Origin of the sequence: Mycobacterium sp., from assembly GCF_036273375.1 — a bacterium.
Classification (GTDB): domain Bacteria; phylum Actinomycetota; class Actinomycetes; order Mycobacteriales; family Mycobacteriaceae; genus Mycobacterium.
Genome location: NZ_DASUHS010000087.1, coordinates 1 through 17,857, shown reverse-complemented (window position 1 = coordinate 17,857; position 17,857 = coordinate 1). Strand labels below are relative to the sequence as shown.

Annotated in this window: 11 protein-coding genes and 2 pseudogenes; 11 read left to right on the top strand and 2 right to left on the bottom strand. The window is 66.8% G+C overall.

Translation table 11 applies throughout. The features are described 5' to 3' along the window. Positions 1 to 9: 9 nt before the first annotated feature. Positions 10 to 2,175, bottom strand: coding sequence for a 4-alpha-glucanotransferase (gene malQ / locus VFW69_RS07535; RefSeq protein ID WP_526499740.1), 2,166 nt, complete (start codon positions 2,173 to 2,175; stop codon positions 10 to 12). Between the two features lie 426 nt (positions 2,176 to 2,601). On the opposite strand from malQ, the gene eccB reads away from it, so the two are divergent. Continuing rightward, a complete protein-coding gene (gene eccB, locus VFW69_RS07530; protein WP_526499738.1) occupies positions 2,602 to 4,119 on the top strand; it encodes a type VII secretion protein EccB in 1,518 nt (505 codons plus the stop codon). Further along, positions 4,116 to 8,279 (top strand): type VII secretion protein EccCa, encoded by a 4,164-nt coding sequence (gene eccCa / locus VFW69_RS07525; RefSeq protein ID WP_526499736.1) that lies wholly within the window; start codon positions 4,116 to 4,118, stop codon positions 8,277 to 8,279. The genes eccB and eccCa overlap by 4 nt, the downstream gene beginning before the upstream one ends. Before the next feature lie 41 nt (positions 8,280 to 8,320). On the opposite strand, the gene VFW69_RS07520 is transcribed toward eccCa, so the two are convergent. After that, on the bottom strand, positions 8,321 to 9,484 hold the full coding sequence (locus VFW69_RS07520) for a cytochrome P450 (RefSeq protein WP_526499734.1): 1,164 nt from the start codon (positions 9,482 to 9,484) through the stop codon (positions 8,321 to 8,323). A gap of 254 nt (positions 9,485 to 9,738) precedes the next feature. On the opposite strand from VFW69_RS07520, the gene fdxE reads away from it, so the two are divergent. The 9 genes and pseudogenes from fdxE to VFW69_RS07475 all read left to right on the top strand — a co-directional run. Next, the gene (gene fdxE, locus VFW69_RS07515; protein ID WP_526499732.1) at positions 9,739 to 9,933 is read left to right on the top strand and encodes a ferredoxin FdxE; all 195 of its coding nucleotides are present in this window, start codon (positions 9,739 to 9,741) and stop codon (positions 9,931 to 9,933) included. Positions 9,934 to 10,412: 479 nt separating this feature from the next. Beyond that, entirely contained in the window at positions 10,413 to 11,681 is a 1,269-nt protein-coding gene (locus tag VFW69_RS07510) for a PPE family protein (RefSeq protein WP_526499730.1), read from the top strand. A gap of 78 nt (positions 11,682 to 11,759) precedes the next feature. After that, positions 11,760 to 12,059, top strand: coding sequence for a PE domain-containing protein (locus VFW69_RS07505; protein WP_526499728.1), 300 nt, complete (start codon positions 11,760 to 11,762; stop codon positions 12,057 to 12,059). Between the two features lie 6 nt (positions 12,060 to 12,065). Next, positions 12,066 to 13,283, top strand: coding sequence for a PPE family protein (locus VFW69_RS07500; RefSeq protein ID WP_526499726.1), 1,218 nt, complete (start codon positions 12,066 to 12,068; stop codon positions 13,281 to 13,283). Between the two features lie 531 nt (positions 13,284 to 13,814). Beyond that, the gene (locus VFW69_RS07495) at positions 13,815 to 15,089 is read left to right on the top strand and encodes a PPE family protein (protein ID WP_526499724.1); all 1,275 of its coding nucleotides are present in this window, start codon (positions 13,815 to 13,817) and stop codon (positions 15,087 to 15,089) included. A gap of 16 nt (positions 15,090 to 15,105) precedes the next feature. Then, positions 15,106 to 15,411, top strand: a complete 306-nt coding sequence (locus VFW69_RS07490; protein ID WP_526499722.1) for a hypothetical protein — start codon at positions 15,106 to 15,108, stop codon at positions 15,409 to 15,411. Between the two features lie 11 nt (positions 15,412 to 15,422). Next, positions 15,423 to 16,631, top strand: a pseudogene (locus tag VFW69_RS07485) (PPE family protein). Between the two features lie 477 nt (positions 16,632 to 17,108). Further along, a complete protein-coding gene (locus VFW69_RS07480; RefSeq protein ID WP_007771419.1) occupies positions 17,109 to 17,408 on the top strand; it encodes a PE family protein in 300 nt (99 codons plus the stop codon). Between the two features lie 315 nt (positions 17,409 to 17,723). Next, positions 17,724 to 17,857: pseudogene (locus tag VFW69_RS07475) on the top strand (WXG100 family type VII secretion target); the annotation flags it as partial.

Sequence of the window (17,857 nt, the reverse complement as noted above, 5' to 3'; positions counted from 1 at the left end):
CCGGGACGACTAGCGGGCCGCGCTTTCCGCGGCGACGGGCGCGATCGCGGCACGCACGGCTTCGGCGAGCGTGGCGGTGCGGCGATCGGTGAACACGTCCTCGAGCATCACCGCGCGCCCGTCGGGACCGGTCAGCGGCACCCGCCAGTTGGGGTATTCGTCGGTGGTGCCGGGCTGATTCTGGGTCCGGCGGTCACCGACGGCGTCGGTCAGCGCCACGCCCAACAGCCGTGACGGCGTCCTGCCCAGATAGCGGTACAGGGCCACCACGATCTGCTCGGGTTCTTCTTCGCCGTCCTCGAGCAACCCGACCCGCCGCAGCTCGGCCATCCACGCCGCCAGCTCGGTCCGGTCGGACTCGAGCTCCCTTTCGACGGGACGGGTCAGCAGACCCAACGAATCGCGCAGTCGCACATGATCACCCGCCAGATAGCCGGCGGTCGGAGGCAGATCGTGGGTGGTGACCGAGGATAGGCAGTACTCGCGCCACCGCTCGGCACGGAGCGGAACTCCGCTGGCACTTGGGTCGTCGCGGTCCAATTCGAACCAGAGGATCGAGGTGCCCAGCAACCCCCGTAACAAGAGGTAGTCACGTACCCACGGCTCGACCGTGCCGAGATCCTCGCCGACGACGACCGCGCCGGCGCGGTGCGCTTCCAGCGCGACGATGCCGATCATGGCTTCGTGGTCGTACCGAACGTAGGTGCCGTCGGTGGGTGGGCTACCCCGCGGGATCCACCAGAGCCGGAACAACCCGATGATGTGGTCGATGCGCACCCCACCGGCATGCCGCAACACCGCACGGATCAGCGCGCGAAAGGGTCGATATTCGTGCTCGTCCAACCGGTCTGGGCGCCAGGGCGGTTGGGACCAGTCCTGACCGAGCTGGTTGAACTCGTCCGGTGGCGCGCCCGCGGTCACGCCCAGCGCCATCACGTCCTGCAGCGCCCAGGCGTCGGCGCCATTGGGGTGCACGCCGACGGCCAGGTCTCCCATGATGCCCAACGACATGCCGGCCCGGATCGCCTGTGACTGCGCCGCGGCAAGCTGCTCGTCGAGTTGCCACTGCAGCCAGCGGTGGAAATCGACTGTGTCCGAATGCTTTTTGACGAAGTCCGCGACCCCGGACGCGTCCGGGTGCTGTAGTGCCTCGGGCCAGCAATGCCAATCGGCGCCGTGCTTCTCGGCCAGCGCGCACCAGGCGGCGAAGTCGTCCAGCGCGCGGCCCTCCCGGTCGCGGAACGCGGTGTAGGACAGCTCCCTTCCCGCCGACCGCGGTTCTGAGTGCAGCAGCTTGAGCGCTGCCCGCTTCGCAGCCCATGAGCGGTCGCGGTCGATGGCGTCGACGTGGGCGGCGTGCTGCTGGACCTCGGAGCGCAGCCGGCGGACCCGGCTGCGCTTGGTCAGGTCGGCGAATTCGGGTATCGCCTCGACGTGAAGATAAATCGGGTTGACGAAGCGCCGCGATGTCGGCAGGTACGGCGAAGGCTCCATCGGCTTGGTCGGGGCCGCCGCGTGCAGAGGATTGACCAAGAGATAGTCGGCGCCGTGGCGCGATGCCGACCACACCGCCAGGTCGGTCAGATCGGTCAGATCGCCGACCCCCCACGACTGCCGTGACCGCACGCTATAGAGCTGAGCGGCCAGGCCCCACCCGCGCCGGGCGCCGAGCCGCTCCGGTAGCCCGAGCCAGTCCGGCGTCACGATCAGCGCTGTGCTGGTCTCGGATTCACTGGAGCGCAGGTGCACCCGGTGATAGCCCAGCGGCAGATCGGTGGGCAGCAGAAAGCTGGCCTCGCCGACCCAGCGGCCGTCCAAGTCGAATGGCGGGGTGAAGTTGTCGACCTGTTCGACGCCGGTACGCACCGTGCCGTCCTCGAGCTGCAACCACACCTCGGCGGGATCGCCGTGGGGGACATGCGCCCAGAACCGGATCGGCTCGCCGGTACGCCCGACGATGGTCGCCGGCAGCCGGCGCGCCCAGTGCGACCGCAGCTTGGCGGTCAGCGCGATGTTGCGCTCCTGCTCGGTGTCGGCCGCGACGCCGAGGGAATCCAACACGGTCTTCAACGTGGCCTCGGACACCCGCACCCGCCGGCCCGTCCAGTCCTCGTAATCCGTCGCGATGCCGTATCTCCGGGCGAGTTCGATCAGCGACGGCGCGAGTTCTGTCATACGGCCATCTTGCTGCCAGGATTCGCGGGCCGGCGACTCGGACCCGGCGCAAGTTAGCGCATTCTTTGCTGGGCGGTGGCCTGCCATTCATGTATGTCGTCTGTAGGCAACGGCGCTTTGCGCTCGACAGGACGGGAGGCCGCGCGGCCATTACGATGCTTCCAGGAGACGAAAAGGATCCGGTGCGCTCACCCGTGGGGGAAACGAAACTGCCAGCTCAGTGGCGCATGTCGCCGCCGCCGTCACCGGCGGTTCCGGCGCGGTGGACGCGGCCGGATTCGGGTGCATAAAGAGATGTGAAAGTGAATGGCTTTGGCGCCGCGTGGCGAGGTCCGTGCAGGTGCCTTAACGTTGTCAGGTAATTCGCGCTGGATCAGTTCATCAGGACGATATCCAGACGCATCGGCAGACCGGATGGTGAATTAAGTGGCGGAAGAGAGTCGCGGGCAGCGCGGGTCGGGGTACGGCCTCGGGTTGTCGACCCGGACCCAGGTGACCGGCTACCAGTTCCTTGCGCGCCGGACCGCGATGGCACTGACCCGGTGGCGCGTCCGCATGGAGGTCGAGCCCGGCCGGCGTCAGAACCTGGCCGTGGTGGCATCGATCTCCGCCGCGCTAGTGATCTGCCTGGGCGCGTTGCTTTACTCCTTCATCAGCCCGGCCGGCCAGATCAACGAGTCGCCGATCATCGCCGACCGCGACTCGGGCGCGCTCTACGTCCGCGTTGGCGAGAAGTTGTACCCGGCCCTGAACCTGGCGTCGGCCCGCCTCATCGCCGGTCGCCCTGACAACCCGCACCTGGTCAAGTCCAACCAGATCGCCACCCTGCCGCGCGGTCCGATGGTGGGCATCCCGGGCGCACCGTCGAGCTTCCACCCGACCAGCCCGGCCGCGTCGTCCTGGTTGGTCTGCGACACCGTGGCGAACTCGACCGGCGCCGGGGGACCGTCGGGTGTGACGGTGACGGTGATCGACGGCAATCCCGATCTGGGCAACCACCGGCGGGTGCTGACCGGGTCGGACGCGGTGGTGCTGAACTACGGCGGAGACGCCTGGGTGATCCGGGACGGACGCCGCTCACGCATCGACGGGTCGAACCGATCGGTGCTGCTGCCGCTGGGACTCACCCCGGAGCAGGTCAGCATGGCGAAGCCGATGAGCCGCGCCCTGTACGACGCGTTGCCGGTGGGTCCGGAACTGACGGTGCCGCAGATCCAGAATGCCGGCACCGGGGCATCGTTTCCGAACGCGCCCGGCCCTATCGGCACGGTGATCGTCACCCCGCAAATCAGTGGGCCGCAACAGTATTCATTGGTGTTGGCCGACGGTGTGCAGACGCTGCCGCCGCTGGTGGCCCAGATCCTGCAGAACGCCGGACCGGGCAACACCAAGCCGGTGACCGTCGAACCGTCCGCGCTGGCCAAGATGCCGGTGGTCAATAAGCTGGATCTGTCGTCCTACCCGGACGCGCCCCTGAATGTTATGGACATCCGCGAGAACCCGGCGACCTGCTGGTGGTGGCAGAAGACCTCCGGTGAAAACCGTGCCCGCGTCCAGGTCATCTCCGGCGCGACCCTTCCGGTCGAGTCGAAGGACGTCAACAGGGTGGTGTCGCTGGTCAAGGCGGACGCCACCGGACGCGAAGCGGACCAGGTCTTCTTCGGACCCGACTATGCGAACTTCGTGGCCGTCACCGGAAACGACCCCGGCGCCAAGACCACCGAATCGCTGTGGTGGCTCACGGATGCGGGTGCCCGCTTCGGGGTCGACGACACCCGCGAGGTGCGAGAAGCGTTGGGCCTGAAGACAAAACCGGGCCTGGCGCCGTGGGTGGCGCTGCGGCTGCTCCCGCAGGGACCGACGTTGTCGCGATCCGATGCGCTGGTGGAGCACGACACGCTACCGATGGATATGTCCCCAGGAGAGTTGGCGGTACCGAAGTGAAACGTGGATTTGCGCGGCCGACGCCGGAAAAACCTCCGGTAATCAAGCCGGAAAACATCGTCCTTCCGACGCCGCTGAGCATCCCGCCGCCCGAAGGCAAGCCCTGGTGGCTGATCGTGGTCGGCGTCGTGGTGGTCGGCCTGCTGATCGGCATGGTCGCCATGACCTTCGCCAGCGGTTCGCACGTGTTCGGCGGCGCCGGCTCGATCTTCCCGATCTTCATGATCGGTGGCGTCGCGATGATGATGTTCGGCGGCCGGTTCGGCGGCCAGCAGCAGATGAGCCGGCCCAAGCTGGACTCGATGCGCGCCCAGTTCATGCTGATGCTGGACATGCTGCGGGAGACCGCCCACGAGTCGGCCGACAGCATGGACGCCAACTACCGGTGGTTCCACCCGGCGCCCACCACGCTGGCTGCCGCGGTCGGGTCGTCGCGGATGTGGGAACGCAAGCCCGACGGCAAGGACTTGAACTTCGGCGTGGTCCGCGTCGGCGTCGGCATGACGCGTCCCGAGGTGACCTGGGGTGAGCCCCAGAACATGCCGACCGACATCGAGCTCGAGCCGGTGACCGGTAAGGCGCTTCAGGAATTCGGTCGTTATCAAAGCGTCGTTTACAACCTGCCGAAGATGATCTCGGTTCTGGTCGAGCCCTGGTACTCGCTGGCCGGAGATCGTGAGCAGGCGGCGGGACTGATGCGGGCGATCGTCTGCCAGCTGGCGTTCTCGCACGGGCCCGACCACATGCGCATGATCGTGGTCAGTTCGAACCTGGACGAATGGGACTGGGTGAAGTGGCTGCCGCACTTCGGTGACCCGCGCCGCCAGGACGCCGCGGGAAACGCGCGGATGGTCTACAGCTCGGTGCGCGAGTTCGCCGCCGAGCAGGCCGAATTGTTCGCCGGCCGTGGATCTTTCACGCCCCGGCACGCCAGTTCGTCTGCTCAGACCCCGACGCCGCACACCGTGATCATCGCCGATGTCGTTGACCCGCAATGGGAGTACGTGATCAGCGGCGAAGGCGTCGACGGGGTGACGTTCTTCGACCTCACCGGCTCGGCGATGTGGACCGCCGTCCCGGAGCGCACGCTGCGGTTCGACAAGTTGGGTGTGATCGAGGCGCTGCCCCGCGACCGCGACACCTGGATGGTCATCGACGAGAAGCCCTGGTTCTTTGCCCTCACCGACCACATCGGCACGGCCGAGGCCGAAGAGTTCTCGCAGAAGCTGGCGCGCTGGCGGCTCGCCGAGGCATACGAGGAGATCGGCCAGCGGGTGGCGCACATCGGCGCCCGAGACATCATGGCCTACTACGGAATTGACGATCCGGGCCGCATCGATTTCGAGTCGCTGTGGGGTAGCCGCAACGACTCGATGGGCAGGTCGCGGTTGCGGGCACCGTTCGGTGTTCGCTCCGACAATGGCGAGCTGCTGTTCTTGGACATGAAGTCGCTGGACGAAGGCGGCGACGGTCCGCACGGCGTCATGTCCGGTACGACGGGTTCGGGTAAATCGACCCTGGTGCGGACGGTGATCGAATCGCTGATGCTCAGCCACCCCCCGGATGAGCTGCAGTTCGTGCTGGCCGACCTCAAGGGTGGGTCGGCGGTCAAGCCGTTCGCCGGGGTGCCGCACGTGTCCCGGATCATCACCGACCTGGAAGAAGACCAGGCGTTGATGGAGCGCTTCCTGGACGCGTTGTGGGGTGAGATCGCCCGTCGTAAGGCGATCTGCGACAGCGCCGGTGTCGACGACGCCAAGGAATACAACACGGTGCGCAGCCGGATGCGGGCGCGTGGCCAGGACATGGCACCGCTGCCGATGCTCGTGGTCGTCATCGACGAGTTCTACGAATGGTTCCGCATCATGCCGACGGCGGTCGACGTCCTCGACTCGATCGGCCGTCAGGGCCGCGCGTACTGGATCCACCTGATGATGGCGTCGCAGACCATCGAGAGCCGCGCCGAAAAGCTCATGGAGAACATGGGTTACCGGTTGGTGCTCAAGGCACGCACCGCCGGTGCGGCGCAGGCGGCCGGTGTGCCGAACGCGGTGAACCTGCCCGCCCAAGCCGGTCTGGGCTACTTCCGCCGCAGCCTGGAAGACATCACCCGGTTCCAGGCCGAATTCCTCTGGCGGGACTACTTTCCGCGCGGCCTCACCGACGACGGAGACGAAGCGCCGGCGCTGGTGCACAGCATCGATTACGTCCGTCCGCAACTGTTCACCACCTCGTTCACCCCGCTGGAAGTCAGTGTCGGGGGGCCCGATGTCACCGTTCCCGCCATCCCCGCCGACGGCGAATTGCTCGAGGCCGAGAGCGCCGACGACGACGCCGAAGGGATCCGGACGCCCAAGGTCGGCACGGTCATCATCGACCAGCTGCGCAAGATCGACTTCCAGCCGTACCGGCTGTGGCAGCCGCCGCTGAGCCAGCCCGTCGCCATCGACGAACTGGTGAACCGGTTCCTCGGCCGCCCCTGGCAGCAGGACTACGGCACCGCGCGGGATCTCGTCTTCCCGATCGGAATCATCGACCGTCCCTTCAAGCACGACCAGCCGCCATGGACCGTCGACACATCGGGGCCCGGTGCCAACGTGCTGATTCTGGGTGCCGGTGGTTCCGGTAAGACCACCGCGCTGCAGACCCTGATCTGTTCGGCGGCGCTGACCCACACTCCCGAGCAGATCCAGTTCTATTGCCTGGCCTACAGCAGCACAGCGCTGACCACGGTCGCCCGCCTGCCCCACGTCGGGGAGGTGGCCGGTCCTACCGACCCCTACGGCGTTCGCCGCACGGTGGCCGAACTGCTGGCCCTGGTGCGGGAGCGCAAGCGCAGCTTCCTCGAGTATGGGATCGCCTCGATGGACGTGTTCCGCCGGCGCAAGTTCGGCAACGAGCCCGGTCCGGTTCCCAACGATGGGTTCGGTGACGTCTACCTGGTGGTCGACAATTACCGGGCACTGGCCGAGGAAAACGAGGTGCTGATCGAGCAGGTGAACGTGATCATTAACCAGGGCCCCTCGTTCGGGGTGCACGTGGTGGTCACCGCCGATCGCGAATCGGAGCTGCGGCCACCGGTGCGCAGCGGTTTCGGCTCCCGGGTCGAGCTGCGGCTGGCCGCCGTGGAAGACGCCAAGCTGGTGCGTTCCCGGTTCGCCAAGGACGTTCCGGTCAAGCCGGGTCGCGGCATGGTCGCGGTCAACTACGTCCGCCTCGATGCCGACCCCCAGTCCGGTCTGCACACCTTGGTGGCGCGTCCCGCGCTGGCCGGCACGCCTGACAACCGGTTCGAGTCCAATAGCATCGTCGAAGCCGTCAGCCGCATCACGAGCGGTCAGGCTCCGCCGGTGCGCCGGCTGCCGGCGACGTTCGGGGTGGAACAGCTTCGCGAGCTCGCCGCGCAGGACACCCGCCAGGGTGTCGGTGCGGGCGGAATCGCTTGGGCGATCTCGGAATTGGACCTGTCACCGGTCTATCTGAACTTCGCCGAGAACGCGCACCTGATGGTGACCGGCCGGCGCGAATGTGGGCGTACCACGACACTGGCCACGATCATGTCCGAGATCGGGCGGTTGTACGCGCCTGGTGCGACCAGCGCACCGACACCGCCGCCGGGGCAGCCTTCGGCCCAGGTGTGGCTGGTGGATCCGCGTCGTCAGCTGCTGACCACGCTTGGCTCCGATTACGTGGAGAAGTTCGCCTACAACCTCGATGGTGTGCAGGCGATGATGGGCGAACTGGCCGCGGTGCTGGCCGGACGCGAGCCGCCGCCCGGGTTGTCCGCCGCGGAGCTGCTGTCGCGGAACTGGTGGAGCGGGCCGGAGATCTTCTTGATCGTCGACGACATCCAGCAGTTGCCGGCAGGATTCGACTCGCCGCTACACAAGGCCGCGCCCTGGGTGACCCGGGCTGCCGACGTCGGCCTGCACGTGCTCGTCACGCGCACGTTCGGTGGCTGGTCTTCGGCCGGCAGCGACCCGATGTTGCGGGCACTGGCGCAGGCGAACGCACCGCTGCTGGTGATGGACGCCGACCCCGACGAAGGATTCATCCGCGGAAAGATGAAGGGTGGTCCGCTGCCTCACGGTCGAGGCCTGCTGATGGCCGAGGACACCGGTGTGTTCGTTCAGGTCGCGGCGACCGCATTGCGCACGTAAGGTCGCGCCGCTGCGTTGGGCTGACCGCGTCAGACCGAGACTCAGCCCCAGCGCAGCGGCAATTCCTTGAGCGCGAAACTCTTTGAGGGATAATTGATCACTGGGGAGTAGTCCTCCGGCAATTCGAAATCCGGAATTTGAGTCAGCCATTCCGCGACGACCACCGTCAGTTCAATGCGCGCCAGATGAGAACCCAGGCAGCGGTGGGGCCCACCGCCGAACCCCCAGTGCCGGTGGACTTTTCCGTCCATATTTAGCTCATTTGTGGACATCGGGTCGCTGTCGTCGCGGTTGACCGCGGCCATGCACAGCCGCACCGAGGTGCCCGGCGGCAGCGTCATGCCGCCGACCTCGACGAATTCGGTGGTTATCCGTGGCGCCACCGGCGCCGACGGTTCGAGCCGGACGATCTCCTCGATGAAAACCCTGATCTGCTTTGGGTTGTCGCGCAGTTCCTTGCGCAGCTGCGACCTGCGCGCCAATTCGTACAGCGAGAATCCGATGGCCGCGGTCACCGTGTCCAGGCCGGCCAGGATCAGCAGGTGACTCATGCCCAGCAGTTCGACGTCGGTGAAGTTACCCTTGCCGGTCATCACCTGCGACAACATGTCCGACCCCGGGTTCTGCCGGCGCTGCGCGATGGCGTCGGCCAGGTACGCCAGCAGCTGCTCGGACTTCTCGATGTCGGTCCGCGTGATGGTCGGCTTGTCGCGGACAACGGCGTCTTTCCAATCGATGAGACGATCACGGTCTTTCAACGGCAGACCGTAAAGGTCCACGAATACCTGGAACGGGTATAGGTGGGCGAAATCCGCCATCACTTCGCACCCGCCCCGGCCGGCCAGCGCCGCAATCATGTCACTGGCGTGACGCACCAGCACCGGACGCGACTTGCTCAACGCGTGCGGGCTGAAGTACGGCTGCAGGATTTGGCGGTAGCGGGTGTGTTGCGGCGGATCAAAAGCCAATGGCAGCACCGGCAATGGGTGGCCGGGGGGCTGCAGCACCGTCGATGAGAAGACCTTGGTATTGCGCAGTGCGGCCAGGACATCTTCGCGCCGGGTGATGTAGTAGTGGCCGTTCATGAACACGACCGGTCCGGCGTCGCGCAGCGCCTTCCACCCCAGGCCCCGGTCTTCGGTCATCGGTAGCGTGGCGAAATCAAGCCGGGGTAGGTAGAACGAGCCTTGTTGGCCGTCGCTCATGCGCTTCGGTCTCCGGTTGTCTGTCGGACTTCGTCGATACCCACACATGGCGGCACATCAATATTGCATGCGCTGCAAGGGAACACGGTGTGCCTGCCCACGCTAATCCGGGGTTTCCGGTGCCGGTAAGCGATTGGCAAACATCTTGGACACTTTACCGACCGACTAGTCTGGGTACCGAACCGTGAAGTGCAAGCCCCGTCCGATTGCGAAGCCGTCTACGGCCGTGCCGGGCCGTCTAGGGAGGAAGCCTCGTGAGGGTTCGTCTGGAACAGTCGAAGTGTGTGGGCCACGCCCAGTGCTACGCCGTCGACCCAGACCTCTTCCCCATTGACGAGTCGGGCTATTCGATTCTCGAGGAGCATGAGGTCCGGCCCGGGGAGGAGCAATCCACCCGCGACGGCGTCGCGTCCTGTCCCGAAATGGCGCTGATTCTCGAAGAGGACTGACTGCGCAGCCGGCACTACCGCAGCGGGCGGAAAGCAAACGGTTAATGAACAATTCGTTGTCTTTTATGAACTCCCGCCGACCGGGAATGAACAGTGGCTGGCCATTAATGAACAGGTGGCTTTGGGTGTCGGTGTTTGCCTCGTAACGAACTAATCTCAGTGCCGGGCGGCAGTTCGGGCACTCGCGAGCTGTCGCTCGGTTGCTGATAGCGGGAGATTAGCCGAGGCAGAAGGTGCATGTCGTTTCTGACCAGACGTCCGAGAAGCGCGGTGGCAGACCGCCTTTGCGGACACAGCCAACTGGTCAACATGCGCCGGGGAGCCCGGCTGATGGGGTTGCGGGGCGAAGAGGCTCCGTTGGTGACTCCCGTGGGCGCAGCGGCCGACCGGTGGCGTCGTCTACAGAGCCGTGACCACGACCACCACTGATTCCTATGTGACAGCCGAGATCGCGTTTCCGGCCGACTGAGGAGGACACGGTGTTTGACTTCGCGGCGTTACCGCCCGAAATCAATTCCGGTCGCATGTACGCGGGTCCGGGGTCGGGGCCGATGATGGCCGCCGCCGCCGCCTGGGATGAGATTGCGGCGGAATTGGGTGTAGCGGCCAGCGGCTACAGCTCGGTGGTTACCGAGCTCACCAGCGGGCCATGGGTGGGGCCGGCGTCGATGTCGATGGTTTCGGCGATCACCCCGTTCGTGAGCTGGCTGAATGCGATGGCCACGCAGGCCGAGGAAACGGCCGGGCAGGGCCGGGCCGCCGCGGCGGCCTTCGAGGCGGCGTTTGCGATGACGGTGCCGCCGCCGGTGATCGTGGCCAATCGAATGCTGCTGGCGACCCTGGTCGCGACGAACTTCTTCGGGCAGAACACTCCGGCGATCGCGGCCACCGAGGCGCAGTACATGGAGATGTGGGCACAAGACGCCGGCGCGATGACCGGTTACGCCGTATCGTCGGCGACCGCTTCGGTGCTGGTTCCGTTCGCGATACCGCCCAACACCACCGCCGTGGAAGCGGGTTCCAACCAGGCCGCCGCGGTCGAGCAGGCAATCGCCGAGCCGGCGGGCAACACCGCACAGACCACAGCCAACGCCGCTTCACAGGTAGCATCGCCACAAGCGTTGTCGCTCAGCGCAACTCAAGCGGTACAAGCGCCCGCGGCGGCAACGAACGCGTCGGATCCGGGGTTGCTCACGAGCACACTCCAGAACTTCCTGCAGTCCGGGCTGCCGACCCCCACCAACAACTGGCTGGGGTTGACCCCCACTTTCTACGACACGATCTTCAAACGGATGTCGGGTCTGGGTTACTTCTCGAACGGAATGGCGCAGTTCAGTACATCGATCGCTCAGCAGTTGGTGTTCGGTCCCGGCGGTAGCACGGCCGGTGCCGGAGGTGCCTGGTTCCCCACGCCGCAGTTCGCGAACCTGGGTCTGGGCAACCTCGGCGGCGTGGGCCACGTGGGGGCGGTCTCCGCGGGTGCCGGGCAGGCCGCCCGGGTGGGGATGCTCTCGGTGCCGCAGCACTGGGCGACGCTGACCTCGGCGGTCAGCCCGGCGTCGGTCTCCGAGATGGAGGCCATTCCGATCCAGGCCGCCGGCGCGGCAGGGTCGCCCGGTTCACCGGCCAATGGTTTGCTGCGGGGGATGCCGGTGGGGGGCATGGGACGGCGCGGCGCCGCTGCCGGCTACGTCAACAAGTACGGGTTCCGCTACAGCGTGCTGACACGCCCGCCGTCGGCCGGATAACGGAGAGCCAATGGACGCCAGAAGACCAGCAAGCCATTCCCGGAATGTCACCGGGCCCACGGAAGGGAAGAGATCTAGATGTCTTTTGTGACCACGCAGCCCGAGGCGCTGGCCGCCGCGGCGGGCAATCTGCAAACCATCGGCTCAACGCTGAGCGCTCAGAACGCCGCGGCAGCGGCCCCGACGACGGGGGTGGTGCCGGCTGCTGCGGACGAAGTGTCGGCATTGACGGCGGCGCAGTTCGCTGCGCACGCGCAGATGTATCAGACCGTCGGCGCTCAGGCGGCGGCGATCCACGAGATGTTTGTCAACACCCTGAGCACCAGCTCCGGGTCGTACGCGGTGACTGAGGCGGCCAACGCGGCCGCGACTGGTTAGGAGTCAATGATGTTGGATTTTGGGGCGTTTCCGCCGGAGTTCAATTCAGCGCGGATCTACTCGGGTCCGGGGTCGGGGTCCTTGGTGGGCGCGGCGTCGGCGTGGAGCGCGCTGGCGGCCGAACTCAACTCGGCCGCGCTGAGCTATGAAAACGTGGTCACCGCGCTGAGCAGCGAGGAGTGGACCGGGACCGCGTCGGCGACGATGGCGCAGGCGGCGGCTCCTTACATCGCGTGGATGACCACGACGGCCGCGCAGGCCGAAGAGACTGCCATGCAGGCGCGTTCGGCCGCGGCGGCCTACGAGACCGCGCTGGCCTCCTCGGTGCCGCCACCGCTGATCGCTGCCAACCGGGTGCAATCGCAACAGCTGCAGGCCACAAATGTCTTGGGGCAGAACACCCCGCTGATCGCGCAGCTGGAGGCCCAGTACGGCGAGATGTGGGCCCAGGATGCCGGCGCGATGTACAGCTATGCGGGGCAATCCGCGACGGCGACCAAGCAGACGCCGTTCCAGAAGGCGCCCGAGACAACCAACCAGTCGGGGGAGGCCAACCAGGCCAATGCGGTCACCAACGCCACGGCGAACTCGACGGCGACCAATACGTCGAAGACCCTGCAGTCGCTGGCTCAGCCCGCAACGAACGCGACGACCAACGCGACGACCCAGGCCACTCAGGCGGCCACTGATCCGTTGACCGAGCTCTGGTTCCTGCTGACCGGCCAGAGCGTGTTGCCCAGCAACCTTGGGACTGCCGTCAACGGCTACGCCCCGTTTGCGGGTTTGTTTTATAACACCGAGGGTTTGCCGTACTTCAGCATCGGTATGGGTAACAACTTCGTGCAGATCGCCAAGTCGCTGGGTGTGATCGGCGGTGCGGCTCCGGCCGCGGCCAAGGCCCTGCCCGGGCTCGGCGGGCTGGGCGGCATGTTGGGTGGCGGTGCCGCTGCCGCGCATCCGGTGGCGGCGCTGGGCAGCGCGGCGTCGGTGGGTGGCAAGTTGTCGGTGCCGGTCGCTTGGTCGGGGGCGCCGTCGGCCGCGCCCACGCTGGGGCGTGCGATTCCGGTCAGCGCTATCAGTGCCGCCCCGGAAGCGGCGGGCGGACCGGGCAACCTGCTCGGTGGCATGCCGCTGGCCGGTGCGGGCGCCGCAGGGCACGGAGTCGCCGGTCCCAAGTACGGATTCCGGCCCACCGTCATGGCCCGGCCGCCCTTCGCGGGATAGTCCCAGGCCGGCCGCAACGCCGGCGCGATTTGCGACGCGCCCTGTCTCCGAAACACCGGCGGCAGGGCGGGTTTTCGCGCGTTCATGCGAGCGGCACCGCCGACCGGTCATCGGTCGTGGAATAGGCGAGTCCAGGGGCGCTCGCGCCGAGTCGCATCCGGGGCCTCGCACGAGCCTCGTGTGGGCTTTATCTGCGGCCGGATTTTTACCCCGCGCTGGGGTTTTCGCGCAGGTGCCGTCCCCCCGACACGACCCGCGATGACGAGATAGTGCACGCGTGGCGGACGGCCTCATCAGGGTGTTCCTGCAGGTAGTGACCGTGGCGGCGAGACCGGCCCGACCCCACCCCGATTGCGCGCTCCGCCGGAACAGCGCTGTCGCAAATCGGCACCGCCGCACCAGCGGCCGCATCGCGACGCTGCGATCAGACGGTGCGGCCATTTAGCCTTTCGGCAAGCAAATTCTGAAGGTCATCGCTGAGAGATCACCTGCGAGGGGATACATGTCGTTCGAGCCCGGTGCTTCGTAACCATGGACTTCGGGGCATTACCGCCGGAGATCAACTCCGGTCGCATGTACGCGGGTCCGGGGTCGGGCCCGATCATGGCCGCGGCGGGGGCCTGGGACGGACTCGGTGCCGAGCTCGGCTCGGCGGCCAACGGTTACACCTCGGTGATTTCGGAGTTGACCCATGCGCCCTGGGTGGGTCCGGCCTCGGCGGCGATGTTGTCGGCGGTCACGCCGTACGTGAGCTGGCTCAGCGTCCTGGCCGCGCAGGCCGAGGAGACCGCCGGACAGGCCAGGGCGGCCGCGGCGGCCTTTGAGGCGGCGTTCGCGATGACGGTGCCACCGCCGGTGATCGCCGCCAACCGGATTTTGCTGGCGAACCTGGTGGCGACCAATTTCTTCGGGCAGAACACTCCGGCGATCGCGGCCACCGAGGCGCAGTATCTGGAGATGTGGGCCCAGGATACGGCCGCTATGTACGGCTACGCCGGCTCGTCGGCGGCCGCCTGGGAGCTGACTCCATTCACGTCACCGCCCCGCACCGCCACCCCGGAAGCGGTTTCCAATCAGGCCGCCGCGGTCGAGCAGGCGGCCGCCGAGCCGGCGGGCAACATCGCGCAGGGCACCGCCAACGCGACCTCACAGCTGGCGACCCCACAAGTGTTGTCGGCCACCACCTCTCAGGCGGTGACGCAAGCATCGACCACGACCGCCACGGAGCCGGGTCCGTTCACCTGGCTGGACAACTTGATCAATGGATTCTTGACCTCCGGGCTGCCCACCCCGACCAACAATTACGCCGGGCTGACCAGCAGCATGTACGGCGCCATTCTCAAACAGACCACCGGCCTTGGCTATTTCTCGAATGGTATGGCGAGCTTCAGTTCGTCGATCGCCCAGCAGTTGACCTTTGGCCCTGGTGGTAGCACGGCGGGCGCGAGCGGCGCCTGGTTCCCGACCCCGCAGTTTGCCAGCCTGGGTCTGGGCAACCTGGGTGGCGGAGTCGGGCACGTGGGTGCGGTCTCCGCGGGTGCCGGGCAGGCCGCCCGGGTGGGGATGCTCTCGGTGCCGCAGCATTGGGCGACGCTGACCTCGGCGGTCAGCCCGGCAACGGTGTCCGACCTGGAGGCGGCTCCGGTCCAGGCCGTCGGCGCGACGGGAACACCCGGCGCGGGGGCCAACGGGCTGCTGCGCGGGATGCCCGCCGGCTCGCTGGGCCGGCGCAGCGCCGCCTCCGGCTACGTCAACAAATACGGGTTCCGCTACAGCGTGTTGACCCGCCCGCCATCGGCCGGATAAGACGCGGAATCGGAGCATGAACTCCCGCACCTTTAGCCGCGGCCGGATTTTATCCCCGGCCTCGACACGCCTGCGCCCGGCTACGCCGCAATACCACCGCGTCGGGCGCAACCGAAAAGTACTCGGCTCTGGCTATACCGGCAGCTCACATCCGCAATCGAGCCCGAACTTCGGGCAGCCGGCCAGTGCCGAACGGCTGGCCCTGGCTGCTGGCGCAATGGCGCGTCACAAGGCCGTTACTCCGCTGACCGGCATGGCCGTGGCCACCAGCGCATTAACGTCTTTTACTACTCGACTCTTCGATTCGAAAATCACAGGTTAAGGGGCACATTCGTGGTGGATTATGGGGCGTTCCCACCGGAGTTCAATTCGGCGCGGATCTACTCGGGTCCGGGGTCGGGTTCGTTTGTGGCTGCGGCATCGGCGTGGAGCGCGCTGGCGGCCGAACTCAACTCGGCCGCGCTGAGCTATGACAACGTCATCACGGCGCTGAATAGCGAGGAATGGTTGGGCACGGCCTCCACGGCGATGGCGCAAGGGGCCCAACCGTACGTGGCCTGGCTGACCGCGACGGCCGCTCAGGCCGAAGAGGCTGCGACGCAGGCGCGTTCGGCCGCGGCGGCCTACGAGACCGCGCTGGCCTCCTCGGTGCCGCCCCCGCTGATCGCTGCCAACCGCATCCAGGTGACCCAGCTGCAGTCGACGAACGTCCTCGGGCAGAACACCCCGCTGATCGCGCAGCTGGAAGCGCAATACGGCGAGTACTGGGCCCAGGATGCCGGCGCCATGTACAGCTATGCGGGGCAATCGGCGACGGCGACCAAGTAGACGCCGTTCCAGAAGGCGCCCGAGGTAACCAACCCGTCGGGTCAGGTCAACCAGGCCAATGCGGTCACCAACGCCAGCGCGAACTCGACGGCGACCAACACCTCGAAGACCCTGCAGTCGCTGGCGCAGCCCGCGGCGACCACGACCACCAACGCGACTACCCAAGCCACGACGGCAACGGACCCGCTGTCGGAAATCTGGTTTCTGTTGACCGGGCAAACCACGTTTCCCACCAACCTCGGGACGCTCGTCAACGGCTACAGCCCGTTTGCGGGTTTGTTCTATAACACCGAGGGTTTGCCGTACTTCAGCATCGGTATGGGCAACAACTTCGTGCAGATCGCCAAGTCGCTGGGTGTCATCGGTGGTGCGGCTCCGGCCGCGGCCAAGGCCCTGCCCGGACTCGGCGGACTGGGCGGCATGCTCGGCGGTGGCGCCGCCGCCGCACATCCGGTGGCGGCGCTGGGCAGCGCGGCATCGGTCGGTGGCAAGTTGTCCGTGCCCGTGGCTTGGTCGGGAGCGCCGGTCGCGCCGGCATTGGGGCGTGCGATTCCGGTCAGCAGCATCAGCGCCGCCCCGGAAACGGCGGGCGGACCCGGCAACCTGCTCGGTGGCATGCCGCTGGCCGGTGCGGGCGCGGCCGGGCACGGAGTCGCCGGTCCCAGGTACGGATTCCGGCCCACCGTGATGGCCCGGCCACCGTTTGCCGGCTGAGCGCCGCATCCCAGAGGTATCGAAGCCGAAAATGGCCACTCCATCACCCGTGTGCGGAGAATGATGCGCCTCGAATCTTCACGATCGCTCCCGGGATCTGCCTTGGGCAGCCAGCGGGGCGATCGAACGGCTGAGATGGGCGAAAGGAGGTCGCCGCGGCCCGCCACCGGCAAGGGTCATCGCATTCGTTCTGTGCGACGAGTTAATCGGCAATCAGATTTTTATGCCGGGCAACCCGACCATAGCAACCCGGGCGACGATTACCAGCAACTATTCCGACCCGGGGCTGGTACCGTTTGCTGTGACCCTCGCGCGAGGGGCAGCGGTCGAGGTCAGGCGCTGTTACTGTGTCGTTACCAAAAGTGAATTTGCCGTACCGCTAAGTGAACAATTGCAAACACCGGGCTTCCGCGCCGACCTCGGGGGCCGCAGTCATCTAGTCTCACAGCGTCGGGGATGTAACTAGGAGGGAACAACATGTCGTTCGTGACCACTCAGCCGGAGGCTTTGGCCGCGGCGGCCGGGAACCTGCAGGCTATCGGGTCGACCTTGAGCGCCCAGAACGCAGCCGCTGCAGCCCCAACGACGGGGGTGGTACCCGCCGCTGCCGACGAGGTGTCGGCACTGACCGCGGCTCAGTTCGCCGCGCACGCGCAGATGTACCAAGCGGTGAGCGCCCAAGCGGCCGCGATCCACGAGATGTTCGTGAACACCCTGTCCACCAGCTCCGGTTCGTACGCTGCCACTGAGGCAGCTAACGCAGCTGCCGCTCTGTAGATCGGACTGGCGTTTCGGGGCTTATAGATCGTCACCGCCATGGGTTACAGCAACGCCGCCCAGCAGGGGATGGTCCCGGGGTCGCAGGATTTTGCCCACCCGGGGCCCCGGAAAGCAGTACGCACTCCGTCAACTCAAACGCCGCGGTTCGGGTTTGACGTCCGTCTCACCGTGACAGCACCCGGTGGCCGCCGGCTGACGGGAAGGGGGGGTCATTTCTATTCATTCGGCTCGGCGGTTGCGTAACGCGTAAACGATCCGGCCACCGTCTTCACCACATCACCCAGTAACCACGCAGCAAGGAGAACAGCCGACATGGCAACACGTTTTATGACCGACCCGCACGAGATGCGGGCGATGGCGGGCCGCTTCGAGGTGCACGCCCAGACCGTTGAGGACGAGGCTCGCAAGATGTGGGCGTCGTCGATGAACATCGCCGGCTCGGGCTG

What these genes read in the sequence shown, in the direction of transcription:
- VFW69_RS07480 (WP_007771419.1), top strand. Translation starts at nt 17,109, where the DNA reads ATGTCGTTCGTGACCACTCAGCCGGAGGCTTTGGCCGCGGCGGCCGGG.
- VFW69_RS07505 (WP_526499728.1), top strand. Translation starts at nt 11,760, where the DNA reads ATGTCTTTTGTGACCACGCAGCCCGAGGCGCTGGCCGCCGCGGCGGGC.
- VFW69_RS07500 (WP_526499726.1), top strand. Translation starts at nt 12,066, where the DNA reads ATGATGTTGGATTTTGGGGCGTTTCCGCCGGAGTTCAATTCAGCGCGG.
- VFW69_RS07490 (WP_526499722.1), top strand. Translation starts at nt 15,106, where the DNA reads ATGAACTCCCGCACCTTTAGCCGCGGCCGGATTTTATCCCCGGCCTCG.
- malQ (WP_526499740.1), bottom strand. Translation starts at nt 2,175, where the DNA reads ATGACAGAACTCGCGCCGTCGCTGATCGAACTCGCCCGGAGATACGGC.
- VFW69_RS07520 (WP_526499734.1), bottom strand. Translation starts at nt 9,484, where the DNA reads ATGAGCGACGGCCAACAAGGCTCGTTCTACCTACCCCGGCTTGATTTC.
- VFW69_RS07495 (WP_526499724.1), top strand. Translation starts at nt 13,815, where the DNA reads ATGGACTTCGGGGCATTACCGCCGGAGATCAACTCCGGTCGCATGTAC.